Consider the following 22799-nt stretch of genomic DNA (forward strand, 5'->3'; position numbering starts at 1 on the left):
GTACGTCCGGTCAGCTGTCGATGAGGGCGTCCACAACGGCTCTGGCGACGCGGCTCGCGCGCTCCGGTGTCCAGTAGGCGGGCTCTTCCACCGTGGAGACGTAGTAGCCGCGGGTCAGTAGGGAGAGGACGTCGGCGGCGAGGCCGGCGTCCGGCACCCCCGCGGCGAGGGAGGCGTCGAGGAACTCCGCGCGTGCTTCGTACGGTTCCTGTCGGTCGACGCCGTTGGGGTCGGAGTGTGCCGACGAGAGCATCTCGATCCACAGCGTGCGGAGCAGCAGGTCCTCCGGATCCGTGGTCAGGTGCCACTCCACCGTGGCTCGCAGCCGGTCCGCGCCGGACAGGTCGCCCAGGTGGGCTTCCAGGTCGCTCCGCCACCGGGACTCGGCAGCGCGTACGGCGTTGGTGATCAGCGCGGTGCGCGTGGGCACGTAGTTGGTGACCATGGCCGTGGAGCCGCCGAGTTCCTTGGCCACGGCACGGATGGTGATGGCGCGCGCGCCGTCCCGGGCGGCGACAGCGAGGGTCGCCTGGGCGATTGCCTTGCGGCGCTGGACTTCGTCGACGTCGATCGGCATGGAATCAACCTAGCTCAGAGGGGGGTTGACGTTGAGCGCACCTAAATGCAACGCTGTTATATCACGTTGTTATCTAAAGGTTCGCTTCCTTGGAGGGGCTTCATGAGCCTTGCTGTCCGACGCGTAACGCCGGAACCCGTCCCGCCGTCCGCGCAGCAGCACATGGTGCGTATGCGTGACGGAGTGCGACTGGCCACCGATGTGTACGGGGCCGATCAGGGGGTGAGGCCCGCGCCGACGATCCTGGCCCGCCTGCCCTACGACAAGAACAGCCGCTATGTCTTCTTCGACGAGATCGCGAACAGGTTCACGGCGCGTGGCTACGTCGTGGTGGTCCAGGACGTCCGGGGCAAGTTCCGCTCGCAGGGCAGGACGCTGGGCTGGACCGGAGAGGTCGACGACGGCTACGACACCCTCGAGTGGATCACCCGCCAGTCCTGGTCCGACGGGATCGTGGGCATGTTCGGCGACTCGTACTACGGCTTCACGCAGTGGTCCGCCGTCTCCAGCCAGCACCCCGCCCTTCGCGCCATCGTCCCCCGGGTGACCAGCACCACGAACGCCCCCGGCATCGCCACCTACGACTCGGGCTCCGGGCGACAGCCCCTGTGGCTGGAGGGGGCCAGCTACCAGGCGCAGGTGTGGACGGACAACGACATCCACGAGTTCGACGTCGACCTCAACCGGCGCCCGATCATCGCCGCCTACGAGGAGGCGTTCACCACGATCGGGAAGCGCTCCGCCGGGTTCGACCTCATCGTCGGCGGCATCCCCCTCGACCCGTACAACGGGCCGCACCCCTACGACGCCCGCCCCGTACCCGTGCTGCACTGCGTGGGCTGGTTCGACAACCTCGGCATCGCCCACATGCGCGACTACACGGAGCTGGCCAAGCGCCCCTGCTGGGCGGCCGTCCAGTACCTGATCGCCGACACCATCGACCACGAGAACTACTTCCTCGAGGACGCCCCGGCGACCCCGGAGACCGACCACCTGGCCGGCGGCGCCGCCCTCGCCCGCATGCTGGACTCCTACACCGGTCCAGCGATCGAGTTCTTCGACGTCTTCCTCAAGGGCGCCGCGCATCCCGACTCGCTTCCCCGGGTGCGCTGGAAGCTCGGCCATGCGGGCTGGCGCACCTCGGCCACGTGGCCGCTGCCGGAAGCCAGGGCAGCCGAGTGGTATCTGACGCAGCCGGCCGCGGCGACCGGCGCGGTCCCCGGTGGACAGCTGGCCCCGAGCCCGGATGGCACATCGGAATCGGCGGAGTGGAGGTACGACCCCGACGATCTCGTACCGTCGGCCGCGGCTGATACGTTCATGCAGGTGCGCGACCACGTCGACGAGCGCCGTACGCTCGACCGGGACGACGTGCTCGTGTTCACCAGCCCCGCCTCTGATCGGCCACTCGACCTCGCCGGCCCCGTCCACGCGGTGCTGCACGTGGAGAGCACGGCCCCCACGTTCGACATCTTCGTACGCCTCCTCGACCTCGCCCCGGACGGCACGGCACGCCTCATCGTGCGTGGCTGCGTCCAGGCCGACAGGCCCGGCGAGGTCGACATCGCCCTGGGACACACCGGCTACCGGGTGCGCCCGGGCCACCGCCTCGCGCTGATGATCGCCGGCAGCGACTTCCCGAACCACCTGCCCAACTCCGGCTCTCCGGAGAGTCCGTGGCTGACGACCGCCCCCAAGGCGAGTCTGCAGACGCTCCGGACCGGCGCCGCTCACCCCTCCCGCCTGTGTCTGACCGTCCTGCCCGAAAGCGGCGAATAGCCCCTGCACCCAGGAGGGCCCATGCTCCCTCTGCGACATCTCCCCAGCTCGACTCCGGCAAGCGGCGCGGGAGCGCACCACACGGCCGTCGAACGGTGTCATGAAGGAGGCGGTCCGGAATGAGTCTCCGATTCGTCGCGGTCAGGTTGGGCATGCTCGTCCTGACCGTGCTCGCCTCCAGCCTGGCCATCTACGGCGCGATGTTCCTCACTCCCGGGGATCCCGCCACGCTGCTCGTCGGGGGCAGCCGGAATCCCGACCCCGCCGTACTGGCGCAGATCCACCGCGAGTACCACCTGGACGATCCGTTCGTCCAGGGCTACTGGCACTGGCTGAGCAGCTTCCTTCAAGGGGACTTCGGCAGGTCCCTCGTCTACCGCGACTCCGTCGCCGGCCTCATCGGCGCCCGCGCCGGCGACACCCTGGCACTCGTCGCCTACGCCTCCGTCCTCGTCCTTGTCGGCGGCACCGTCATCGGCACCGTCGCCGCTCTGCGCGGCGGACGCACGGAGACGCTGGCCACGACCCTGACGGCGGGTGCGATGGCGGTACCGACCTTCGTCATGGCGGTCCTGCTCATCTGGCTCTTCGCCGTCCAGCTCCCGTGGTTTCCCGTCTACGGATCCGGCGAGGGCTTCACCGGTACCCTGTCGCACCTGACGCTTCCGGCTGTCGCGCTGGCGCTGAGCTGGATCGGGTACGTCGCCCAGGTCACCCGGACCGCCGTCCGCGCGGAGATGCGCTCCGAGCACGTGGAGACCGCCCGCAGCCGCGGCGTCCCCGAGCGCACGGTGATCAGGCGGCACGTGCTGCACAACGCCTCCGGGCCCGTCTTCGCCGTCTCCGGCGTCGGCATCGCCGGACTCATCGCCACCGCGGCCGTCGCCGAGCAGGCGTTCGGCACAGGAGGGCTCGGAGCCCTCATGATCGAGGCCGCGTCCAAGCAGGACATGGCCGTCGTGCAGGCCGTGTCACTGATCTTCGTGATCGTCTTCGTCGTCATCAACACCACCGTCGACCTCGTCAGCGCCGCCTTCGACCCCCGAACCGCACAGAAGGGGGCCACCCGATGACGACCGCCCTGTTCACCCGCACCGTGCCCAAGCGGCGGACCGGACGCCCACGCGACCACCTGACGTTCGGCGCGGGATGCGTCGTCGCCCTGTTCGTCCTGCTGGCCGTGCTCGGGCCGCTGCTCGCCCCGCACGACCCGAACGCCGTCGATCCGCTGAACGTCAACGCCGGACCGTCCGCCACCCATCTTCTCGGGACGGACGACACCGGACGCGATCTCCTGTCCCGGCTGATCGCGGGGACCCGCGCCAGCCTCGCCGCCCCGGCCTTCGTGATCGCCGTGTCCACCACGCTCGGTACCCTCCTCGCGCTCACGGCAGCCTGGTTCGGCGGTTGGCTGGACCGGTTCGTCTCCGGGGCCCTGGACATCGTCTTCGGTTTTCCGGGGCTCATCATGGCCGTTCTCGTCGCCGCGGTCTTCGGCGCCGGACTCACCGCACCGATCGTCGCCCTGTCGATCGCCTACCTGCCCCTGATCACCCGCGTCGTGCGATCGGCCGCGCTCAAGGAACGCAACCTGCCGTACGTGTCGGCGCTCCAGCTCCTCGGTGCGCCCACCGCCCGCATCTGGCTGAGGCACCTGCTGCCGAACCTGCTGCCGCTCGTGCTCGTCCAGGCCACCATCGGCTTCGGCTACGCGCTGCTCGACGTGGCCGCCATCTCCTTCCTCGGACTCGGCAGTCAGCCGCCGGACCCGGAGTGGGGGCTGATGGTGGCCAACGGAGCCCCCTCGATCCTCGCCGGCCAGCCGCAGCAGGCGCTGTACGCGGGCATCGCCATCCTGATCGTCGTCGTCGCGTTCAACCTGCTCGGGACGGGACTGTCCCGACGTCTGCTCGGAGAGAACGCATGAGCACACCACCCCTGCTCCAGATCGACGCGCTCGGCATCGACCTGCTCCTCGACGGCACCCCGCGTACCGTCGTCCACCGCGCCCACGTCACGATCCCCGAAGGCAGGGCCGTCGCCCTGGTCGGCGAATCGGGTTCCGGCAAGTCCCTGACGGCCCGCTCCGTGATGGGGCTGCTGCCTGAGGGCGCCCGGATCCACGGAGACGTGCTGTTCGCCGGGGAGTCCGTCCCAGGGATGAAGCCCGAACGCCTGCGTGCCTTCCGGGCGACCGAGGTCGCCATGGTGTTCCAGGACCCCCGCGCCCACATCAACCCTGCCCGCAGTGTCGGCGACTTCCTGATCGAAGGGCTGACCACCGCACGCCGTGTCCCGGCGGCCGAGGCGGTCGAGAAGGTCACGGGAATCCTGCGGGAGGTCGGCATCGCCGACGCCGACCGGCGCATGCGTCAGCGGCCCCACGAACTGTCGGGCGGCCTGCTTCAACGCGTCATGATCGCCGCCGCACTGGCCGCCGAGCCACGACTGCTCCTCGCCGACGAACCGACCACCGCCCTCGACGTGACCACCCAGGAAGAGGTGATGGCCATCATCGGAGAAACCCGCGAAGCCCGCGGTCTCGCCCTGCTGTTCATCACCCACGACCTGGAACTCGCGGCCGCCGTGTGTGACCGGGTCGTGGTGATGTACGCGGGCACCACCGTGGAAGAACTCCCCGCCGACCGCCTGCGCGGGCACGCCGCCCATCCCTACACGCGCGCCCTGCTCGCCTCCCGCCCCTCGGTCTCCGACGCCGCCGCGGAACTTCGCTCGATCCCCGGAAGGCCCCTTTCGGGCTTCGAAGCACCCGACGGATGCGCCTTCAGCGACCGCTGTCCCCACGTTCAGGACCTGTGCCGGAGCGACCGGCCCCAGCCGAGCGCCGACGGTGACGCCTCGGCGGCCTGCCACTTCCCCCACACGTTCACTCCCGAGGAGGCCGCTCGCCATGCTTGAGGTACGCAACCTCCGCAAGGAGTTCGGTGACTTCGTCGCCGTGGACGACGTGACGTTCTCGCTCCCGGAGCAGGGGGCTCTGGCCATCGTCGGCGAATCGGGATCGGGCAAGACGACCACCGCCCGCATGATCGCCGGACTCGAGACGTCCAGCGGCGGACACGTCATGGTCGCCGGCGATGAGCGCAGGCCCGGCCGGCTGCGCTCACGCGAGCGCCGCGCCCGCGGCCGTCAGATCCAGATGGTCTTCCAGGACCCTTACTCGTCCCTCGACCGGCGCCAGCGCGTCGGCGACGCCGTCGCCGAGGCGGTCGGGCTCCACAAGGACCTGCCGGCGGACCGGCTGCGCGCCCGCGTCGCCGAACTGCTCGACATGGTGGGTCTGGACGACAGGCAGGCACGCTCCCTGCCGAAGTCCCTCTCCGGCGGACAGCGTCAGCGCGCCGCCATCGCCCGCGCGCTTGCCGCCGAACCACGGATACTGATCCTGGACGAGGCCATCGCGGCTCTGGACGTGTCCATCCAGGCGCAGATCCTGGCCCTGCTCACCCGCATCCGCACGGACACGGGGACCGCGCTGCTGTTCATCACGCACGACCTCGGCGCTGTACGGCACATCAGCGACGACGTCCTGGTGATGCAGAGAGGCAGAGTCGTCGAACGCGGCCCCGTCGCCAAGGTCCTCGGCGACCCTGAAGACCCCTACACCCAACGCCTCATCACCTCCATCCCGAAGCCGGGCTGGAAACCGCGGAGAAGGGCGGACAGAGCAGCCGCCTGATGACCCGTATGGTCACGCGGCTCACAGAGCGAAGACGGCTGTCCCGGCGACGGAGCGGGGCAGCCGTCTTGCTCTCGTCACATCCGGGTCACGCCAGGGAGGGCACGTCGGCGGGCCGGACCGGCAGGGCCCCGTTCGCCTGCCCTTCGACGGCCCGCCCGCTGCGGGCCGACGCCGCTCAGGGCGCTTCCACCAACGGGGGCTCTCCCATGGGGGCGGTCAACGCTTCACGCAGGGCGCTGAGGGCATCTGCACCGATACGGTCCGCCAGGACGCTTTCGATGACGGCGAGGGTTCCCTGGGCGCGTCGGTGCACACGGGCGCCCTCGGCGGTGGCGCGGATCAGGCGGCTGCGGGCGGAGGCCGGATCGGGGACCTGCTCCAGCAGTCCCATGCCGATGAGGGCGTGCACGGCCTGGTGAGCGGTCTGCCGGGTGACGCCCATCCGGCGAGCGAGCTCGGAGACCGTCGTGCCCTCTTCGTCGAGGGCGGCGAAGACAGCCGCCTGCCCGACGGTGACCGGCTGCTCGCCGGCGGCCCGCATGCTGGCCAGCAGCGCGTCGTCGAACCAGCGCTTGGCGTCGGTGAGCAGCTGGGGCAGGTTGCGGGTGGGGGTGGTCATGGCTCCTCGTGGGACGGGGCTTCGAGCATAGCGACCACACAGGGTCCCCTCCGCAATGAATGTCAGGTAGCCTGACATTCACCCGTTCGTCGTGCCGGAGGTTCCCATGACCATGGAGTTCGCCCGTCCCAGCCGTCCGCGGTCGCACATACCGGCCGAGCCCGGCAAGCCGTACTTCATCGAGAAGGGCATGGGCGACCGAGCCCACCTCTTCACCGACCTGGTCACCGTCTACGCGGGCGGCGAGCAGACCGAGAACGCCTTCAACTTCTTCACCGTCGAAGGCCCCAAGGGCGACGTGATCCCGGCCCACGTCCACTCCGACACGTACGAGGTCTTCTACATCACCGACGGTGCGGTACGGCTGTTCGTCGAGGACCTGGAGGGCGACCAGCACGAAAGGCTGCTCACCGCCGGCGACTTCGGGTTCGTACCGAAGAACTGCCCGCACGCCTACCGCATCGAGCGCCACCACAGCCGGGTCGTCGGCGTGGCCGCCGGACCCGGCGGCACTTTCGAGCGGTTCTTCGAGAACCTGGGCGTCCCGACCGAGGAACTCGGCCTGCCGACCGAGCCGTACGTACCGGGGCGGCAGAAGTTCGCCACCGTGCCGCAGCGGTACGACGTGCGCTTCCTGCCCGGACACCAGTGGCGCACCGGCGGCTGACCCCGTGCCGTACGTCCAGACGTTCTCGACCGGGGTGCTGGTCGGTGTCCTCTACGTAGCGCTGCGGGTCAAGGCCCCGGCTCCCCCGCTCGTCGCGCTGTTCGGCCTGCTCGGGATGGTTGCCGGGCAGAGCGCCTTCGGGGCGCTGTGACCGACCCGCGCCGACTGCGCCTGTCCCGGTTCGCCCGCCGGGCCACGGTCTCCTTCACCGCCGGGACGGCGATGGGCGCCGCGTGCTGGGGACTTGGGCTCACCGCGCCCGCGCCGACCCTGCTGGGCCTGGCCGGGCTGCTGGGCGTCGGCATCGGCGAGCGCGCGGCCACGGCGTTCCGCGTCCGACTGGCCCGTCGCCGCCCACGTCACCGATCCCGGCTGTCCGCCCGCCCCGATCAAGCCGCGCCCAGAGAGGCACCCATGTCGCTGTCACCCGACCTCGCCGCGTTCCTGGCCCCGCCGGCCCCCGAGCGGTTGCCGCTGCCGCCCGCCGCTCACCCCTCCCCCGGCGTGCGGCTGCTGCGCGGCGTCCCGTACGCCTACCGTGCGGGCGTCCGGCCGCTCGAACTCGATCTGTGGCTGCCCGACGAGACGCACGGCCCCCTGCCGGTCGTCCTCTACCTCCACGGCGGGGGCTGGCGCGCGGGCACGCGTACGGAGATGGGGCCACGCTTCCGCCACTGGGACCCGGGCCCCTTCGCCCGTCTCGCACAGGCCGGGTTCGCGGTCGCCTCCGTCGACTACCGACTGAGCGGCGAGGCCGTCCATCCGGCCCAGCTCGACGACGCGACGGCGGCTCTGGGATGGCTGAACGCCCGAGCCGACGAGATCGGCCTGGACACGCGCCGGACCGTGGCGTGGGGCGAGTCGGCCGGCGCCCACCTCGCCGCCCTGCTCGCCCTCACCGCTCCCCTGAGCGGCTGCGTCGCCTGGTACGGGCCCACCGACCTGACCACCCTGCCCGGCCAGTGCCAGCCCGGCGCCTACGACGCCGCCGACCCCAGCACCCGTGAAGCCCTGCTGATCGGAGCGGCGATCGCCGACGCGCCGGACCTGGCCCGCGCCGCGAGCCCGGTCGCCCACGTGCACGCCGACGCGCCGCCGTTCCTCGTCCTGCACGGCGCCGAGGACGCGCTCATCCCGCTCGCCCAAGGCGAGCAACTGGCAGCCGCGCTGCGTCAGATGGGCGCCGGTGTCGACTTCCGGCCCGTACCCGGCGCCGACCACGGCTGGGCGGGTCTGGCGGATGACGGAGTGGAGCGGTGCTTCACCGCGTCCCTGGACTTCGCCCACGCCTGCACCGCGGGCCCGCTTCCTCCCGTAGGCTGCGCGACTCAGGACGGTTCATGCTCGGGTCGATCATTCAGTCCGGGGTGACCGGCACGGCTCCAGGCGGTCAGCCGGACTGCGCCCAGGAGAGGGTCGGCCTGGTGCGCGTGGCGCGTGCCTCGATCGCCGTGGCGACGTGGAGCAGCAGGTCCTCCTGGAAACGTCCGCCGATCAGCTGGACGCCGGAGGGCAGTCCGTCGCGCAGTCCGGTCGGTACGGAGATGGCGGGGAACCCGAGGACGGGGACGGCCTGCATCGGCCACTGCGCGGCCAGGAGTTCGCTTACCCGGGTGTCGCCGGCGAGGTCGGCGTCCTGCTCGAACGGGGGCTCGGCGCAGACCGGCGTCAGCACGATCCGGTCCTGGCCCAGGAACTGCTGGAGGCGGCTGATGAGAGTGCCGCGGCGGGCGTAGCCCCGGATGTAGTCGGTGAGGGTGGGCTGCTCGCCCCAGGTCTCCGCGGCGGCGGTGAACGAGGCGGCGAGCGAGACGCGTACGGTGTCGTCACCGAACCGCTCGATCTCGGACATCATCGTCTTCAGCTCCTGGTAGAGCAGAAGCGACCACAACCGGGCGGCCTCGCCGAGAAGGGGAAGCTCGATCTCCTCCACCTCGTGTCCGGCCTCGCTGAGCCACCGGGCCGCGTCGTCGATGGCTGCGTTGACGCTGGGATGCGGCTTGGCGCCGCCGGCGTCGCGGACGACGGCGACCTTGACCCGGCCGGGCTCACCCAGCGGCGGGCGTACCGGGAGGCCGACGGGGTCGTTCAGGTCCGGGCTCACCATGGCGTGCAGGCCGAGCCGGACGTCGTCGACGGTCCAGCCGAGCGGCCCGTGGACCGCCATGGTCTGGAAGGACAGCGGGCTGTCGAACTCCTCCGCGCCGCGCGGTTCCACCCCGGAGACGAGTCCCATGGTGGGGCGCAGGCCGACGGCGCCGCAGCAGTAGGCGGGGAAGCGGACGGAGCCGCCGATGTCGTTGCCCTGCGCGATGGGCGTCATGCCGGCGGCGACCGACGCTGCGGCGCCCCCGGAGGACCCGCCGGGGGTGCGGCCGGGGTCCCACGGGTTGAGCGTCGTGCCGTGCAGGTCGTTTCCGGTGAACCAGCGGACGGCGAAGGCCGGGCTGTTGCTGCGGCCCATCAGGGTCGCACCGGCCTCGCGGAGGCCGGCGACGCAGACGGCGTCGTCCTGGGCCACGGCGCCGGCCCAGGCCGGGACGCCGTGCGAGCTGACGTGTCCGCGCTGCGAGGTGTTGATCTTCGTGGACACCGGGACACCGAGCAACGGGGGCAGGTCCCCGCCGGCCGCGACCGCGGCGTCGGCGGCGGCGGCCTGGGCCAGGGCTTCCTCGGGCCGGATGTCCACGAGGGCGTTGAGCGCCGGGTTGGTCTCCTCGATGCGCGCGAGGAACGCCTCGGCGACCTCGGTCGCGGAGAACGTCTTCGCGCGGATGCCGGCGGCCAGTTCGGCAGCGGAGTGGTCCCACAACGGGCTGCCGCTGGTGGTGTCGGTCATCGTCGTCTCCTGATTCGAAGGGGTGGTGGTCACTTGCCGGTGCCGCCGAGGTAGGCGGCCCACGGCATGCCCATGTACGCGAACGACGTCGGCGCACCGCTGATGCGCTCGTTCATGAACATCCGCTCGTGCGTGCTGGCCAGGAACACGGCCGGGGTGGTGGGGGTGAACAGGGCCTGGGCTTCGGCGTACGCCTTGGCCGAAGCCGCGGGGTCGGAGGAGGTACGGGCCTGGTCGAGCAGCCGGGTCACCTCGGGGTTGTCGTAGCCCGTCCAGTTGAAGAGGCCGCGGGGGGTGACGCTCTCGGCCACGTAGGACGACGGGTCGGGCATCGTGACGTAGCCGAAGGTGAGGATGAGGTCGAGACCCTTGCGGACCGAGGGGTCGTAGAAGAGCGAGGACATCTCGGTGGGCTGGAGCTGCTTGATCCCGATGTCGACACCGATCTTCTTCGCCGCGGCCTGGATGAATGTCAGCGCCTGGAGTCCGCGCTGGTCCCCGGCGGGGATGGCGGCCACCAGCGGATGCGAGAGGGGGCGGGCCTGCGCGACCAGCTCCTTCGCCTTGTCCGCGTCCGGCTTCGGGACGTCGGGCAGTGCCGCGTAGGCGGCGTCGAACTGGGCGGCGGCCTTGTCCCCGCGCCAGGTCAGCGGAGGCACGAGCGACTTCAGGGTGGTGGCGTCACCGCCGAAGACGTTCCTGATCAGCGCGTCGCGGTCGATGACCAGGGACAGGGCGTCCAGCAGCTTCCGGTCGGCCGCGGGCGACTCGGCATGCGCGGGAATCAGCAGGACGTTCTGGGTCGACGGGCCGAGGTGCACAGCGCCGTTCCCGGCCTTGCCGAGCGCGGTGGCGCTGCTGGGCGGCAGCTCGTAGGTGCCGTCCACTTCGCCGGACAGCAGCGCGCTGGTGAGTGTGTTGTTGTTGGTGATGAACTGGAACGCGACCCGCTTCGCCTTCGGCTTGAGCTTGGTGTCCCAGTAGGCGTCGTTGCGTTCCAGGGTGATGCCGTTGCCGGTCTTCCAGGAGCCCAGCTTGAACGGCCCCGTACACATCAAGCCGCCATTGGCGGTCCCGTAGGCGGGGCCGGCCTTCTCGGTGTACGCCTTCTGGCTGACCGCACCGAACGACGTGGCGAGTGCCTTGGGGAGCGTCTGGTCGTACCCCTTGGTCCGCAGTGTCACCTGGTGGGGGCCGGTGGCCTTGATCGAGGTCACGGCAGACAGGTAGTTCCCGTACAGGGCCTGCGTCCTCGGGTCGCGCTGTCGCTCCAGACTGTGGATCACGTCCTCGGGTGCCATGGGCGAGCCGTCCCAGAACGTCACGCCGGGACGGAGGTCGAGAACCAGAGTGCGGCCATCGGCCCAGGTGACCTTCTGGGCGAGGCCGGGGCTCAGGGAGAAGTCCGCGTTCATCCGGGTCAGGGTGTCGCAGAGGTTGGCTTCGACCGTCTGGGGCGAGTAGTCGCCGATCTTCGCGGGGTCGAGGGTCGTCGGTTCACCGTAGGGCAGGGCCCAGGTGATCCGGTCCACTTCGGCGGTTCCGGGAGCCGTGGTGGTGGTCAGACGGCCGGGCTTGGGGATGGTGCCGTTTCCGTTCGACGAGCTGGTGCAGGCCGTGGCGGCCAGCAGTCCCACGCTCGTGAGCAACGCCAGCACCGATTTCTTCGCAGCCATAGCTGATGCTCCTTGCCGAGGGGAGTCGAGAGGAGTGAGGAGAGAGAAGGGGACGCTCGACACGGGGGGAGAGATGGGACACGCCGACGAGCCGTCGTAAACGAACGTCATATAACGTTGTTGCATGTCACGCTTGCATCTGGTGAGCTAACGCGTCAAGAGCAAGACGTGGCCGGATCGCATCGGGACTTCGGGTGCGCCGCCCTCTCACAGAAGCGGAGAACCACCATGCCCTTCACTCCCGCCCTCGACTTCGTGTTCGAGATCCGCGCCGAGGTGTCCGAAACGCTGCACATCGGCAACGGTGACGGAGAGGTCACCGAATTCACCCCCATCACCGGGGGCGTCGTGGAGGGCCCCCGCTTGCGCGGGACGGTCCTTCCCGGCGGAGGCGACTGGAGCAGCACGCGCGGGGAGGTGTGTGAGCTGGAGGCCCGTTACCTGCTCCAGGCGGAGGACGGAGCCGTGATCGACATCGTCAACCGCGGTTACTACCGACCCAAGGCCGACACCCCGGACCAGTTCGACGGAGAGGTGCAGGTCTCCGAGGCCGGCCACTACTACCGCACGTCGCCGGTCTTCCGCACGGACGCCCCCGCCCACCGCTGGCTCACGGAAACCGTCTTCGTCGGGCTCGCCCGCCCGGACGGCGACGATGCCGTGGTCATCCGCATGTACGCGCTCAAGTAGGGGTCCGGCCGTGGTCCGCGCGAGGTCCGCGCGGACCACGGCGCGGCAGCCGCCCCCCGGCTAGGACAGGGATCGCCATGTGGTGACCAAGGCCTCCCGGAGTACGCCGATCTCCTCCGCGGTCAGGTCGGCCACCATGCGCTCCTCCAGCGCGCGGGCCGGCTCGGCGTACTCGGCGAGCAGGCGTTGCCCCGGGGCGGCGATCAGGATGAGGCGTTCGCGGCGGTTGGCCGGGTTGGGCTCGCGGCGGATCAGGCCGCGGCTCTCCAGTGAGCGGACCATGTCGGCCATCGTCTGGGCGGTGACGAAGGAGTCGCGGGCGAGCTGGGCGGCGGAGATGCCGTCGTGCCGCTCCAGCACCGTCAGGGCGGTGTACTGCAACGCCGTGATCCCGGCGGGCTTGAGCAGCTCCTCCAAGCGGGCGCGCACCGCCAGCTCCGTCCTCTTGAGCAGGTAGAGCAGTGAGGTGCTCACGTCGTCTCCCGTGGTGATCGTCCGCGTGGGGGCGGGTCATGTCGCCGCCGCCGGAGAGGCGGTGCCCCTCACTCTAAAACATTGACAGGAATCCTGTTGATACCCAGACTGACGTTCATCAGGATTCCTGTCGATCCCGGCTCGTGCCGGCGTTTCGGCATTCCCCCTCCGCTACGTACGAGAGGCACCTCTCATGGATCTTCAGGGCAAGGTCGCGGTCGTCACCGGCAGCGGACGCGGTCTCGGCCTGGCGTACGCCCAGGCCCTCGCCGCGGCCGGCGCCGCCGTCGTCGTCAACGACGTCGACAAGACCGTCGTCGACGCCGCCGTCACCTCCATCACGTCCGAGGGCGGCAGGGCGACCGGCGTCGTCGCGGCGGTCGGCGACAGCGCGGCGGCGCAGGAGCTGGTCGACGCGGCGGTACGGGAGTTCGGGCGCCTGGACGTGCTCGTCACCAACGCCGGCATCCTCCGCGACCGCGTGCTGTGGAAGATGACCGACGACGACTTCGACGACGTCGTCCGCGTCCACCTCCGCGGCACCTTCACCTGCGCCCGCGCGGCCGCGGTCCGCATGCGCGAACAGGGCACCGGAGGCCGGCTCGTCCTGATCTCCTCGCCCGCCGGGCAGCGCGGCAACTTCGGCCAGACCAACTACGCCGCCGCCAAGGCGGGCATCGTCGCCATGGCCCGCACCTGGGCCCTGGAACTGGGGCGAGTCGGCATCACCGTCAACGCCGTCGTGCCGGTCGCCGCCACCGATATGACCAAGACCATCCCCGCCTTCGCCCCGGTCATCGAGGAGTCCGAGCGCACCGGCAAGCCGCTGCCCGACTGGCTGCGCAAGGACGAAGGCCTCGGCACCGTCGAGGACGTCGCCGCACTGATCACCTTCCTGGCCTCGGACGACTCCGACGGAGTCACCGGGCAGGCGATCGGCATCGGCGGCGACCGGCTGGCCCTGTGGGCACACCCCAAGGAGAAGGCGGTCGCCTTCGCCGAGGGCGGCTGGAGCGCCGACGCCATCGCCGCCGAGTGGCCGGACGGCGTCGGAGCCGAGCCCGAGACCTACGGCGTCCCCGCGCCGCAGGCCCCGGAGGCGTGACATGACCGACCTCGCGCTCGACCTCGACCGGCTCACCGCCATCGACATGCACACCCACGCGGAGGTGTCCAAGGACGGTCACGGGGCCCTGAGCCCGGAGCTGTTCGGAGCCTCCGAGAAGTACTTCAAGGCCCACGGCCACCGGCAGCCGACCATCGAGGAGATGGCCGGCCACTACCGCGAACGCAGCATGGCCGCCGTGGTGTTCACCGTCGACGCCGAACACGCCACCGGCCACCCGCGGATATCCAACGAGGAGATCGCCGAGAGCTGCGCCGCCAACGCCGACGTCCTCATCCCCTTCGCCAGCATCGACCCGCACAAGGGCCGCGCGGGTGTGAGGGAAGCCCGGCGGTTGGTGACGGAGTACGGCGTCCGCGGCTTCAAGTTCCACCCCAGCATCCAGGCCTTCTCCCCGAACGACCCGCTCGCCCACCCGCTGTACGAGGCCATCGAGGAACTCGGCGTGCCCGCGCTGTTCCACACCGGCCAGACCGGCATCGGCGCCGGCGTGCCGGGCGGCGGCGGCATCCGGCTGAAGTACTCGAACCCGATGCTGGTCGACGACGTGGCCGTCGACTTCCCCGAACTGCGGATCATCCTCGCCCATCCGTCCTTCCCCTGGCAGGACGAGGCCCTGGCCGTCGCGACCCACAAGCCGCACGTGTACATCGACCTGTCCGGCTGGTCGCCGAAGTACTTCCCGCCGCAGCTCGTGCGCTACGCGAACACGCTGCTGAAGGACAAGGTCCTCTTCGGCTCCGACTACCCCGTCATCACCCCCGACCGCTGGCTCGCGGACTTCGAGAAGCTCGACATCAAGCCCGAGGTCCGGCCGAAGATCCTCAAGGAGAACGCCGCCCGCCTGCTCGGCCTGACCAGGGACTGAAGGAGACGCCGTGTTGAACCAAGGCATCGGCTCCTGGCCGGCGCGCCGGGCTCGCAAGACACCCGACCGCGTGGCCGTCGTCCACGACACCCGCACCCTGACCTACCGCGAGCTGCACGAGCGCGTCCTGCGTCTCGCCCACGCCCTGCGGGCACTGGGCGTGGCGCGGGGGGACCGGATCGCGTACCTCGGGCCCAATCACCCGGCGTTCCTGGAGACCCTGTTCGCCGCGGGCTCCCTGGGAGCGATCTTCGTCCCGCTCAACACCCGGCTCGCGGCGCCGGAACTGGCGTACAACCTGACCGACTCGGGCAGCACCGTCCTCGTCCACGGGCCCGAGCAGGAGGAGAGGGCCAGGGTCGCGACGGCCGAGGCGGACCTGAGCCGTCGCATCGCGCTGACCGGCCCTGACGAGGACGGCGCCCTCGGTTACGAGGAGATGCTCGCCGGCGCGGGGACGGAGGCCCTGGACGAGCCCGTGGCACCCGAGGATCCGTGCATGATCATGTACACCTCCGGGACTACGGGCCGTCCCAAGGGCGCCGTCCTCTCCCACGCCAACATCACCTGGAACAGCGTCAACGTCCTCGTCGACACCGACCTGTCCGGCGACGAGGTCACCCTCGTAGCCGCCCCGCTGTTCCACACCGCCGGGCTCAACATGACCTGTCTGCCGACCCTGTTGAAGGGCGGCCGGGTGGTCCTGCTCGGCGCCTTCGACGCCGAGCGCGTCCTGGAACTGATAGGGCACCTGGGCGTGACGTACATGTTCGGCGTCCCCACGATGTACGACGCGATGGCCGCCCGGCCCCGCTGGGAGAGCACGGACCTGTCCAGCCTGCGCACCCTCAACTGCGGCGGCGCCCCCGTGCCCGCCCGCACCATCGCCGCGTACCTCGATCGCGGCCTGGCCTTCAGCCAGGGCTACGGCATGACCGAGGCGTCCCCGGGCGTGCTCTTCCTGGACCGGGAGCAGACCTCGGCCAAGGCGGGCTCCGCCGGCGTCCCGCACTTCTTCACCGACACCCGCGTGGTCCTGCCGGACGGCAGCGAGGCCCGACCCGGCGAGCGCGGCGAGATCCTCGTACACGGCCCCCACGTCATGAGCGGCTACTGGAGACGGCCCGAGGACACGGAGGCCGCCTTCGCGGACGGCCACTGGCTGCGCACCGGCGATGTCGCCAGGACCGACGCCGAGGGCTACACGTACATCGTCGACCGAATCAAGGACATGTTCGTCTCGGGCGGCGAGAACGTGTACCCGGCGGAGGTGGAGGACGCGCTCCTCTCCCATCCCGCCGTCGCCGAGTGCGCGGTCATCGGAGTGCCGGACCCCACCTGGGGCGAGGTCGGCCGCGCCGTCGTCGTCCTCGAACCCGGCGTCCGCGCCGACGAGGACGGCATCCTCGGCCACCTCCACGGCCGGCTTGCCAAGTACAAGATCCCCACATCGCTCGTCGTGACCGACGCGCTGCCCCGTACGGCCTCCGGGAAGATCATCAAGCCCGGCGTACGCGACGCCTACGCGGCAGGTCCCGCCGAACGCACCCACCCGTGACCCACGTCGACCACCACGCTCTCAGAGGCCACGCCGACACGTCGCCTCCGCCACCGAGAGGAACCCCTCCATGCCCACCACCGCCCACGGCCTCGACAGCCTCAAGTCCCTCAGCGGAGCCGATCTCGGCCGCACCGAATGGCTCGAGATCACCCAGGACCGGGTGAACACCTTCGCCGACGCCACCGACGACCACCAGTGGATCCACACCGACCCGGAGAAGGCCAAGGGCGGCCCCTTCGGCGGCCCCATAGCCCACGGCTATCTGACCCTCTCCCTCATCATTCCGCTCTTCGGGGAGCTGCTCACCATCTCCGGCACCAAGATGAGCGTCAACTACGGCCTGGACAAGGTCCGTTTCCCCAGTCCCGTCCCCGTCGGCGCGAAGGTCCGCCTGCACGGTGTCGTCGGCACGGTGGAGGAGGTCAAGGGCAACGGCGTGCAGATGCCGCTGACGTTCACCGTCGAGGTCGACGGCAGCGCCAAGCCGGCCTGCGTCGCCCAGGCCGTCTACCGCCACTACGCCTGACCGGGTGGTCATGCGAATCCGGTCGGGAGCCGTCCACACGGTCTCGCTGAGCGCATTGTCTTCGAAGTCCGCAGGTCGCCCTGCTTGCGGGCCCCGGCCGCATGCTGATGGGGGCACCGGACGGACGCAAGCGTCGTTGAGAGTATGGCGGTCTTCTGGTGCCATCTGGTGTGACAGGAAGACACTCGCAGGAATGAGTCTTGCCGACATGCTCTTTGCTGCGGCAATGTCGATATCGTCCGAGCCGGGAGTCTCCATCGCCGCCCATCAAGGCGACGCACTGTACTGACGCTCCATCACTGAAGTCAGCATCAGCACCGACAGACGGCGCTTCCAGCCGCCGTGCAGCGCCGAGATCATCCATCCTGAGAACACCTCCTGATCTGCGAAGACACGAGTCAAAGGCCCTTCCGCTCGAATGCCGAGGAGACAGCCATGAGGATGCTCATCAACGTTCCGGAGACCGTCGTCGCCGACGCGTTGCGGGGGATGGCGGCCGCGCATCCCGAGCTCACCGTCGATGTCGAGCGGCGGGTCGTGCTGCGGCGGGACGCGCCCGTGGCGGGGAAGGTCGCGCTGGTCTCCGGCGGCGGGTCCGGGCACGAGCCCTTGCACGGGGGGTTCGTGGGGCCCGGGATGCTCGCGGCCGCGTGTCCCGGGGAGGTGTTCACCTCGCCGGTGCCCGATCAGATGGTGCGGGCCGCGGCGGCCGTCGACAGCGGCGCCGGGGTGTTGTTCGTCGTCAAGAACTACACCGGCGACGTCCTGAACTTCGAGATGGCGGCGGAACTCGCGGAGGACGAGGGCATCCAGGTCGCCAAGGTCCTCGTCGACGACGACGTCGCCGTCACGGACAGTCTCTACACGGCGGGCCGGCGCGGCACCGGCGGCACGCTCTTCGTCGAGAAGATCGCGGGCGCCGCCGCCGAGGAGGGCGCCCCGCTGGAGCGGGTGGAGGCGATCGCCCGCCAGGTCAACGCGCGCTCCCGGTCCTTCGGCGTGGCCCTCGGCGCCTGCACCACCCCCGCCAAGGGCAGCCCCACCTTCGATCTCCCCGACGGGGAGCTGGAGTTGGGCGTCGGGATCCACGGCGAACCGGGTCGTGAGCGGCGGCCGATGATGACCTCACGGGAGATCGCGGACTTCGCCGTCGACGCCGTCGTCGAGGACCTTCGACCCTCCGGGCCGGTGATCGCACTGGTCAACGGCATGGGCGCGACCCCGCTGCTCGAACTGTACGGCTTCAACGCCGAGGTGCAGCGCGTACTCGGCGAGCGGCGCGTGCCGGTGGCCCGTACCCTCGTCGGCAACTACGTGACCTCGCTCGACATGGCCGGCTGCTCGGTGACGCTGTGCGAGGTCGACGAGGAGCTCCTCCGCCTGTGGGACGCGCCCGTGCAGACGCCCGCGCTGCGCTGGGGCCGGTGAGACGAGGGATGGGAGAGGGGACCGACATGACGGAGATCTTCGGCGCGGACTTCCTGGTGCGCTGGCTGGCCGCGGTCGCCGAGGCCGTCGACCGTGAGGCGGACCGGCTCACCGAGCTCGACTCCGCCATCGGCGACGCCGACCACGGTGCCAATCTGAAGCGGGGGTTCGCCGCCGTCACCGAGACCCTGGCGAAGGAGCCGCCGGCCACGCCGGGCGCGGTGCTGACCGTCGCCGGACGGCAGCTGATCTCCACCGTGGGCGGCGCGTCGGGGCCGCTGTACGGCACGCTGCTGCGCCGTACGGGCAAGACGCTGGGCGACGACGAGCGGGTGACCCGCACGCGGTTGGCGGAGGCGCTCGGCTCCGGCGTGGCGGCCGTCTCGCAGTTGGGCGGCGCCCAGGTCGGCGACAAGACCATGCTGGACGCGCTCGTCCCTGCCGTGGAGGGTCTGCGGGAGTCGTACGGGGCCGGCCGCGCCGCCGCCGAGGAAGGCGCCCTCGCGACCGTACCGCTACGGGCGCGGAAGGGCAGGGCCAGTTATCTGGGCGAGCGGTCGGTGGGGCACCAGGACCCGGGGGCGACCTCGTCGGCGCTGCTGTTCGCCGCGCTCGACGACACCGCGCGGACGACCGCGCGTACGGAGGGGGTGTCATGAGTGCCACGACCGGAGGCGCGGCGGCCGCGCCCGTGGGCATCGTGCTCGTCTCGCACAGCGCCGCCGTCGCCACCGCCGTGGCCGAGCTTGCGCGCGGGCTCTCCGGCGGGGGTGACCTGGCGCCGGTCGTCCCCGCGGGCGGGACCCCGGACGGGGGGCTCGGGACGAGTTCCGAGCTGATCTGCGAGGCGGCGAAGGCCGCGGACCGGGGCGCCGGGGTGGCGGTCCTGGTCGACCTGGGGAGTGCGGTGCTCACCGTGAAGGCGCTGCTCGCCGAGGGCGACGAGCTTCCCGGCGGCTGCCGTCTGGTGGACGCGCCGTTCGTCGAGGGCGCGGTCGCCGCGCTGGTCACGGCGAGCGCGGGCGGCGACCTCGACGCGGTGGCGGCGGCGGCCTCGGAGGCGTACGCCTACCGCAAGGTGTGACGGCCTGGAGTACCGCGTGGAGCGACTGCGTGGAGTGAGCGAGAAGCCGCACCGGGTGGCGACCGTGTTGTGATGTACCTGGTCAACGCACTAGTGTCACAGGGCCTTGGTGTTCGGGAAACCGGTGCAGTACCGGTGCGGCCCTCGCCACTGTGATCGGGAGGTCCGGCTCCACCCCCGCGGGTTCCACCCTCGGGGAAGCCACTGGACCGCGACGGGAGACCGTCGTGGTGTGGGAAGGCGGAGTCGGACGTATGACCGTCAGCCAGGAGACCGGCCAGGGTGCGTTGTCCATCCACGAGGTGCTGGAGAGGGTCTCCCAACCATGCATATAGCCGAGGGGTATCTGCCCCCTGTGCACGCGGCCGCCTGGGGCGTCGCGTCCGCACCGTTCATCGTCCACGGGGTCCGCGCGCTGACCCGCGAGGTCCGGTCCAACCCCGAGTCCACTCTTCTGCTCGGCGCCGCCGGCGCCTTCACCTTCGTCCTCTCGGCGCTCAAGCTGCCGTCCGTGACCGGCAGTTGCTCGCATCCGACGGGCACGGGTCTGGGCGCGATCCTGTTCCGGCCGCCGATCATGGCGGTGCTTGGGACGATCACCCTGCTCTTCCAGGCCCTGCTGCTCGCCCATGGCGGGCTCACCACGCTCGGCGCGAACGTCTTCTCGATGGCGATCGTCGGCCCCTGGGCGGGATACGGGACGTACTGGCTGCTGCGCCGGTCCGGTACGCCCCTGATGGTCGCCGTCTTCTTCGGCGCGTTCGTCGCCGACCTGTCGACGTACTGCGTGACCAGTGTGCAGCTGGCGCTCGCCTTCCCCGACCCGGGGAGCGGTATCGCCGGTGCGCTCGCCAAGTTCGGCGGGATCTTCGCCGTGACGCAGATTCCGCTCGCGGTGAGCGAGGGCCTGCTGACCGTGCTCGTGATGCGGCTGCTCGCGCAGTCCAGCAAGGGCGAACTGATCAGGCTCGGCGTCCTCGGCGGGCGCACGGCCAAGCGGCGCGAGGAGGCGGCCACGCGATGAGCCGGAACGCGAAGATCAATACCCTGTTGCTGCTCGTCGTCGCCGCGCTCGCGGTCCTGCCGCTCGCGCTGGGGCTCGGGGACCACAAGGAGGAACCGTTCGCCGGGGCGGACGCTGAGGCGGAGGTCGCGATCACCGAGCTCCAGCCGGACTACGAGCCGTGGTTCACGCCGCTGTACGAGCCGCCGTCCGGGGAGATCGAGTCCGCCCTGTTCGCCCTCCAGGCGGCGCTGGGCGCCGGTGTCCTGGCGTACTACTTCGGTCTGCGGAAGGGACGGAGGCAGGGGGCCGCACGCGCCGGGGCGACCGGGACGGACGGGGACGGCGAGACCACGGACGTCCAGGCCACGGCCGTCACGGATCGCGCGGTCACCGGGCGCGGCGCCGAGGAGCCGGGAGGCTCGGCCGCCGACCGGCGGGGCGCGTAGCCGCCGATGCTGCCGATCGACGCGGCGGCGCACAGCAGTCGCTGGCGCCGCCGCCATCCCGCCGAGAAGGCGCTGCTCGGCTTCGGTCTGACCCTGTGCGCGGTCTGTCTGCCGCCGTGGCCGGGGGCCGTGCTCGTGGCCGCGGCCACGCTCGGTGTGCTGCTCGGTCCGGCCGGTGTGCCGGGCCGGGCGCTGTGGCGGGCTTTCCGCATCCCGCTCGGTTTCTGTGTCACGGGCGCGATCCCGCTGCTCTTCGAGGTGGGCGGCGCGCGGGGGCTCGTCGCATTCGCCCCCGGAGGCCCGGTCCAGGCGGTCGAGCTGCTCCTGCGGACCGCGTCGGCGTCGCTCGGGGTGCTGCTGTTCGCGTTCACGACGCCGGTCTCCGACGTCCTGCCCCGGCTCGTACGGGCGGGGGTGCCGGCGCCGGTGGTGGACGTGGCGCTCGTGATGTACCGGATCATCTTCCTGCTGCTCGACTCCCTGGCGAAGATCCGGCAGGCGCAGGCGTCCCGGCTCGGGCACACCACCCGGGCCGCGACCTGGCGTTCGCTCGCCGGTCTCGGCGCGACCACGTTCGTGCGGGCCTTCGACCGGGCGCAGCGCCTGCAGTCGGGTCTTGCCGGGCGGGGGTACGACGGGACGCTGCGGGTGCTCGTGCCCGTGTGCGTGGTGTCCCGCCGGTTCCTCGCCGCCACGGGCGCGCTGCTCGCGGGGCTCGTCGCCCTCACCCTCGTACTGGAAAGGTTCCTGCCGTGACGTCTTCGACGCCTTCGGTCCCTGCGGCTCCCGTGGTGGAGCTGGTGAACGCGGGCTTCGCCTACGAGGAGGGGCCGGCGGTCCTGTCGGGCGTGGACTTCTCGGTGGCGGAGGGGCGCGCGGTGGCGCTGCTCGGCCGCAACGGCAGCGGCAAGACCACCCTGCTCCGGCTCCTCAGCGGCGGGCTGCGCTGCGGGAGCGGGTCGCTGCTCCTGGACGGGGCGGAGGTGGCGTACGACCGGAAGGGGCTGACCCGGCTGCGGACCACCGTGCAGCTGGTGACGCAGGATCCGGACGACCAGCTGTTCGCGGCCTCGGTCGGCCAGGACGTGTCGTTCGGTCCGACGAACCTCGGGCTGCCCGAGGAAGCGGTACGGCTGCGGGTCCAGGAGGCTCTTGAGGCGCTGGACATCGTGGCGCTGGCGGACCGGCCGACGCATCTGCTGTCGTACGGGCAGCGCAAGCGGGCGGCGATCGCGGGGGCCGTCGCGATGCGGCCGAGGGTGCTGATCATGGACGAGCCGACGGCCGGGCTCGACCCGCACGGGCAGGAGCGGCTGCTCGACGCGCTCCAGCGGCTCCGGGAGTCCGGTACGACGGTGCTCATGGCGACGCACGACGTGGATCTGGCGCTGCGCTGGGCGGACGAGGCGGCGGTGCTCTCCCCCGCCGGTCTGCGTACGGGCCCGGTCGCCGAGCTGCTCGCGGACGACGCGCTGCTCGACGCGGCCCGGCTGCGGCGCCCCTGGGGTACGGCTGTGGCACGGCTGCTCCGTGCCCAGGGGCTGCTCGGCGCTGACGCACTGGAGCCTCGGACGCCGGAAGACCTGGACATGTGGGCGGGGACGCCCGTTGCTACCGACTAGTAGCCCCTTTGCTACCGAGTAGTAGATATCACGTCCCCGATCTTCTGCAACTAGTTGCACAACGGGAGGGGGTCCCCTACAACTGAGGTCGACGTTCCTGCGCGAGGA

The 22799-nt window shown here is 71.1% G+C and carries 25 protein-coding genes and 1 riboswitch; of the genes, 20 read left to right on the top strand and 5 right to left on the bottom strand.

Going from position 1 to position 22799, the window contains the following annotated elements:
* Positions 1-10: 10 nt before the first annotated feature.
* On the bottom strand, positions 11-577 hold the full coding sequence (locus ABT034_RS13580) for a TetR/AcrR family transcriptional regulator (RefSeq protein ID WP_351214542.1): 567 nt from the start codon (positions 575-577) through the stop codon (positions 11-13).
* Positions 578-748: 171 nt separating this feature from the next.
* Here ABT034_RS13580 and ABT034_RS13585 point away from each other — a divergent pair, with 171 nt between their 5' ends.
* The 5 genes from ABT034_RS13585 (at position 749) to ABT034_RS13605 (ending at position 6056) form a co-directional block, all read left to right on the top strand.
* Entirely contained in the window at positions 749-2356 is a 1608-nt protein-coding gene (locus ABT034_RS13585) for a CocE/NonD family hydrolase (protein ID WP_351214544.1), read from the top strand.
* 119 nt (positions 2357-2475) lie between these two features.
* Entirely contained in the window at positions 2476-3429 is a 954-nt protein-coding gene (locus tag ABT034_RS13590; RefSeq protein WP_351214546.1) for an ABC transporter permease, read from the top strand.
* Positions 3426-4283 (top strand): ABC transporter permease, encoded by an 858-nt coding sequence (locus tag ABT034_RS13595; RefSeq protein ID WP_351214548.1) that lies wholly within the window; start codon positions 3426-3428, stop codon positions 4281-4283. Before ABT034_RS13590 ends, ABT034_RS13595 begins: the two co-directional genes overlap by 4 nt.
* The gene (locus ABT034_RS13600) at positions 4280-5275 is read left to right on the top strand and encodes an ABC transporter ATP-binding protein (protein WP_351214550.1); all 996 of its coding nucleotides are present in this window, start codon (positions 4280-4282) and stop codon (positions 5273-5275) included. The genes ABT034_RS13595 and ABT034_RS13600 overlap by 4 nt, the downstream gene beginning before the upstream one ends.
* Positions 5268-6056, top strand: a complete 789-nt coding sequence (locus ABT034_RS13605) for an ABC transporter ATP-binding protein (RefSeq protein ID WP_351214552.1) — start codon at positions 5268-5270, stop codon at positions 6054-6056. Before ABT034_RS13600 ends, ABT034_RS13605 begins: the two co-directional genes overlap by 8 nt.
* Positions 6057-6234: 178 nt before the next feature.
* Here the strand turns inward: ABT034_RS13605 and ABT034_RS13610 are convergent, their stop codons facing one another.
* Positions 6235-6678: a MarR family winged helix-turn-helix transcriptional regulator gene (locus tag ABT034_RS13610; protein WP_351214554.1), complete on the bottom strand. Its 444-nt coding sequence runs from the start codon at positions 6676-6678 to the stop codon at positions 6235-6237.
* Between the two features lie 106 nt (positions 6679-6784).
* On the opposite strand from ABT034_RS13610, the gene ABT034_RS13615 reads away from it, so the two are divergent.
* The 3 genes from ABT034_RS13615 to ABT034_RS13625 are packed head-to-tail and all read left to right on the top strand — an operon-like array spanning position 6785 to position 8716.
* The gene (locus ABT034_RS13615; RefSeq protein ID WP_351214556.1) at positions 6785-7345 is read left to right on the top strand and encodes a quercetin 2,3-dioxygenase; all 561 of its coding nucleotides are present in this window, start codon (positions 6785-6787) and stop codon (positions 7343-7345) included.
* Positions 7346-7349: 4 nt separating this feature from the next.
* Positions 7350-7496, top strand: a complete 147-nt coding sequence (locus ABT034_RS13620; protein ID WP_351214558.1) for a DUF1427 family protein — start codon at positions 7350-7352, stop codon at positions 7494-7496.
* Positions 7493-8716 (top strand): alpha/beta hydrolase fold domain-containing protein, encoded by a 1224-nt coding sequence (locus tag ABT034_RS13625; RefSeq protein WP_351214560.1) that lies wholly within the window; start codon positions 7493-7495, stop codon positions 8714-8716. The genes ABT034_RS13620 and ABT034_RS13625 overlap by 4 nt, the downstream gene beginning before the upstream one ends.
* 19 nt (positions 8717-8735) lie before the next feature.
* Here ABT034_RS13625 and ABT034_RS13630 read toward each other — a convergent pair whose 3' ends face one another.
* Together ABT034_RS13630 and ABT034_RS13635 are read right to left on the bottom strand one after the other, a co-directional pair.
* Positions 8736-10184 (bottom strand): amidase, encoded by a 1449-nt coding sequence (locus ABT034_RS13630; protein WP_351214561.1) that lies wholly within the window; start codon positions 10182-10184, stop codon positions 8736-8738.
* A gap of 29 nt (positions 10185-10213) precedes the next feature.
* On the bottom strand, positions 10214-11860 hold the full coding sequence (locus ABT034_RS13635; RefSeq protein WP_351214563.1) for an ABC transporter substrate-binding protein: 1647 nt from the start codon (positions 11858-11860) through the stop codon (positions 10214-10216).
* 228 nt (positions 11861-12088) lie between these two features.
* Between ABT034_RS13635 and ABT034_RS13640 the strand changes: the two genes are divergently transcribed.
* A complete protein-coding gene (locus ABT034_RS13640; protein ID WP_351214565.1) occupies positions 12089-12550 on the top strand; it encodes a DUF3237 domain-containing protein in 462 nt (153 codons plus the stop codon).
* Positions 12551-12610: 60 nt separating this feature from the next.
* Here the strand turns inward: ABT034_RS13640 and ABT034_RS13645 are convergent, their stop codons facing one another.
* Positions 12611-13024: a MarR family winged helix-turn-helix transcriptional regulator gene (locus tag ABT034_RS13645; protein ID WP_351214567.1), complete on the bottom strand. Its 414-nt coding sequence runs from the start codon at positions 13022-13024 to the stop codon at positions 12611-12613.
* 193 nt (positions 13025-13217) lie between these two features.
* Between ABT034_RS13645 and ABT034_RS13650 the strand changes: the two genes are divergently transcribed.
* From ABT034_RS13650 to ABT034_RS13700, 11 genes are all read left to right on the top strand, one after another.
* On the top strand, positions 13218-14129 hold the full coding sequence (locus ABT034_RS13650) for an SDR family oxidoreductase (protein WP_351214569.1): 912 nt from the start codon (positions 13218-13220) through the stop codon (positions 14127-14129).
* Between the two features lies 1 nt (position 14130).
* Entirely contained in the window at positions 14131-15018 is an 888-nt protein-coding gene (locus ABT034_RS13655) for an amidohydrolase family protein (RefSeq protein WP_351214571.1), read from the top strand.
* 10 nt (positions 15019-15028) lie between these two features.
* Complete coding sequence (locus tag ABT034_RS13660) at positions 15029-16576, top strand: acyl-CoA synthetase (protein WP_351214573.1); 1548 nt, start codon at positions 15029-15031, stop codon at positions 16574-16576.
* Positions 16577-16646: 70 nt separating this feature from the next.
* The gene (locus tag ABT034_RS13665; RefSeq protein WP_351214575.1) at positions 16647-17105 is read left to right on the top strand and encodes a MaoC family dehydratase; all 459 of its coding nucleotides are present in this window, start codon (positions 16647-16649) and stop codon (positions 17103-17105) included.
* 435 nt (positions 17106-17540) lie between these two features.
* Positions 17541-18533 (top strand): dihydroxyacetone kinase subunit DhaK, encoded by a 993-nt coding sequence (gene dhaK, locus ABT034_RS13670; RefSeq protein WP_351214577.1) that lies wholly within the window; start codon positions 17541-17543, stop codon positions 18531-18533.
* A 26-nt stretch (positions 18534-18559) separates the two neighbouring features.
* On the top strand, positions 18560-19192 hold the full coding sequence (gene dhaL, locus ABT034_RS13675; RefSeq protein WP_502972910.1) for a dihydroxyacetone kinase subunit DhaL: 633 nt from the start codon (positions 18560-18562) through the stop codon (positions 19190-19192).
* Entirely contained in the window at positions 19189-19617 is a 429-nt protein-coding gene (locus ABT034_RS13680) for a PTS-dependent dihydroxyacetone kinase phosphotransferase subunit DhaM (protein WP_351214579.1), read from the top strand. Before dhaL ends, ABT034_RS13680 begins: the two co-directional genes overlap by 4 nt.
* 63 nt (positions 19618-19680) lie before the next feature.
* Positions 19681-19913: riboswitch (cobalamin riboswitch) on the top strand.
* Between the two features lie 29 nt (positions 19914-19942).
* Complete coding sequence (locus tag ABT034_RS13685; protein ID WP_351214581.1) at positions 19943-20641, top strand: energy-coupling factor ABC transporter permease; 699 nt, start codon at positions 19943-19945, stop codon at positions 20639-20641.
* The gene (locus tag ABT034_RS13690) at positions 20638-21069 is read left to right on the top strand and encodes an energy-coupling factor ABC transporter substrate-binding protein (RefSeq protein ID WP_351214583.1); all 432 of its coding nucleotides are present in this window, start codon (positions 20638-20640) and stop codon (positions 21067-21069) included. Before ABT034_RS13685 ends, ABT034_RS13690 begins: the two co-directional genes overlap by 4 nt.
* Before the next feature lie 6 nt (positions 21070-21075).
* Positions 21076-21825, top strand: coding sequence for a cobalt ECF transporter T component CbiQ (gene cbiQ, locus ABT034_RS13695; protein WP_351214585.1), 750 nt, complete (start codon positions 21076-21078; stop codon positions 21823-21825).
* Positions 21822-22691, top strand: coding sequence for an energy-coupling factor ABC transporter ATP-binding protein (locus ABT034_RS13700; protein WP_351214587.1), 870 nt, complete (start codon positions 21822-21824; stop codon positions 22689-22691). Before cbiQ ends, ABT034_RS13700 begins: the two co-directional genes overlap by 4 nt.
* The last annotated feature ends 108 nt before the right edge of the window (positions 22692-22799 follow it).

It is taken from the genome of Streptomyces sp. NPDC002773 (assembly GCF_040295605.1).
GTDB lineage: Bacteria > Actinomycetota > Actinomycetes > Streptomycetales > Streptomycetaceae > Streptomyces.

What these genes read in the sequence shown, in the direction of transcription:
- ABT034_RS13580 (WP_351214542.1), bottom strand. Translation starts at nt 577, where the DNA reads ATGCCGATCGACGTCGACGAAGTCCAGCGCCGCAAGGCAATCGCCCAG.
- ABT034_RS13690 (WP_351214583.1), top strand. Translation starts at nt 20,638, where the DNA reads ATGAGCCGGAACGCGAAGATCAATACCCTGTTGCTGCTCGTCGTCGCC.
- ABT034_RS13650 (WP_351214569.1), top strand. Translation starts at nt 13,218, where the DNA reads ATGGATCTTCAGGGCAAGGTCGCGGTCGTCACCGGCAGCGGACGCGGT.
- ABT034_RS13595 (WP_351214548.1), top strand. Translation starts at nt 3,426, where the DNA reads ATGACGACCGCCCTGTTCACCCGCACCGTGCCCAAGCGGCGGACCGGA.
- ABT034_RS13655 (WP_351214571.1), top strand. Translation starts at nt 14,131, where the DNA reads ATGACCGACCTCGCGCTCGACCTCGACCGGCTCACCGCCATCGACATG.
- ABT034_RS13610 (WP_351214554.1), bottom strand. Translation starts at nt 6,678, where the DNA reads ATGACCACCCCCACCCGCAACCTGCCCCAGCTGCTCACCGACGCCAAG.
- dhaK (WP_351214577.1), top strand. Translation starts at nt 17,541, where the DNA reads ATGAGGATGCTCATCAACGTTCCGGAGACCGTCGTCGCCGACGCGTTG.
- ABT034_RS13605 (WP_351214552.1), top strand. Translation starts at nt 5,268, where the DNA reads ATGCTTGAGGTACGCAACCTCCGCAAGGAGTTCGGTGACTTCGTCGCC.
- ABT034_RS13615 (WP_351214556.1), top strand. Translation starts at nt 6,785, where the DNA reads ATGACCATGGAGTTCGCCCGTCCCAGCCGTCCGCGGTCGCACATACCG.
- dhaL (WP_502972910.1), top strand. Translation starts at nt 18,560, where the DNA reads ATGACGGAGATCTTCGGCGCGGACTTCCTGGTGCGCTGGCTGGCCGCG.
- ABT034_RS13630 (WP_351214561.1), bottom strand. Translation starts at nt 10,184, where the DNA reads ATGACCGACACCACCAGCGGCAGCCCGTTGTGGGACCACTCCGCTGCC.
- ABT034_RS13685 (WP_351214581.1), top strand. Translation starts at nt 19,943, where the DNA reads ATGCATATAGCCGAGGGGTATCTGCCCCCTGTGCACGCGGCCGCCTGG.
- cbiQ (WP_351214585.1), top strand. Translation starts at nt 21,076, where the DNA reads ATGCTGCCGATCGACGCGGCGGCGCACAGCAGTCGCTGGCGCCGCCGC.
- ABT034_RS13590 (WP_351214546.1), top strand. Translation starts at nt 2,476, where the DNA reads ATGAGTCTCCGATTCGTCGCGGTCAGGTTGGGCATGCTCGTCCTGACC.
- ABT034_RS13585 (WP_351214544.1), top strand. Translation starts at nt 749, where the DNA reads ATGCGTGACGGAGTGCGACTGGCCACCGATGTGTACGGGGCCGATCAG.
- ABT034_RS13680 (WP_351214579.1), top strand. Translation starts at nt 19,189, where the DNA reads ATGAGTGCCACGACCGGAGGCGCGGCGGCCGCGCCCGTGGGCATCGTG.
- ABT034_RS13640 (WP_351214565.1), top strand. Translation starts at nt 12,089, where the DNA reads ATGCCCTTCACTCCCGCCCTCGACTTCGTGTTCGAGATCCGCGCCGAG.
- ABT034_RS13600 (WP_351214550.1), top strand. Translation starts at nt 4,280, where the DNA reads ATGAGCACACCACCCCTGCTCCAGATCGACGCGCTCGGCATCGACCTG.
- ABT034_RS13635 (WP_351214563.1), bottom strand. Translation starts at nt 11,860, where the DNA reads ATGGCTGCGAAGAAATCGGTGCTGGCGTTGCTCACGAGCGTGGGACTG.
- ABT034_RS13665 (WP_351214575.1), top strand. Translation starts at nt 16,647, where the DNA reads ATGCCCACCACCGCCCACGGCCTCGACAGCCTCAAGTCCCTCAGCGGA.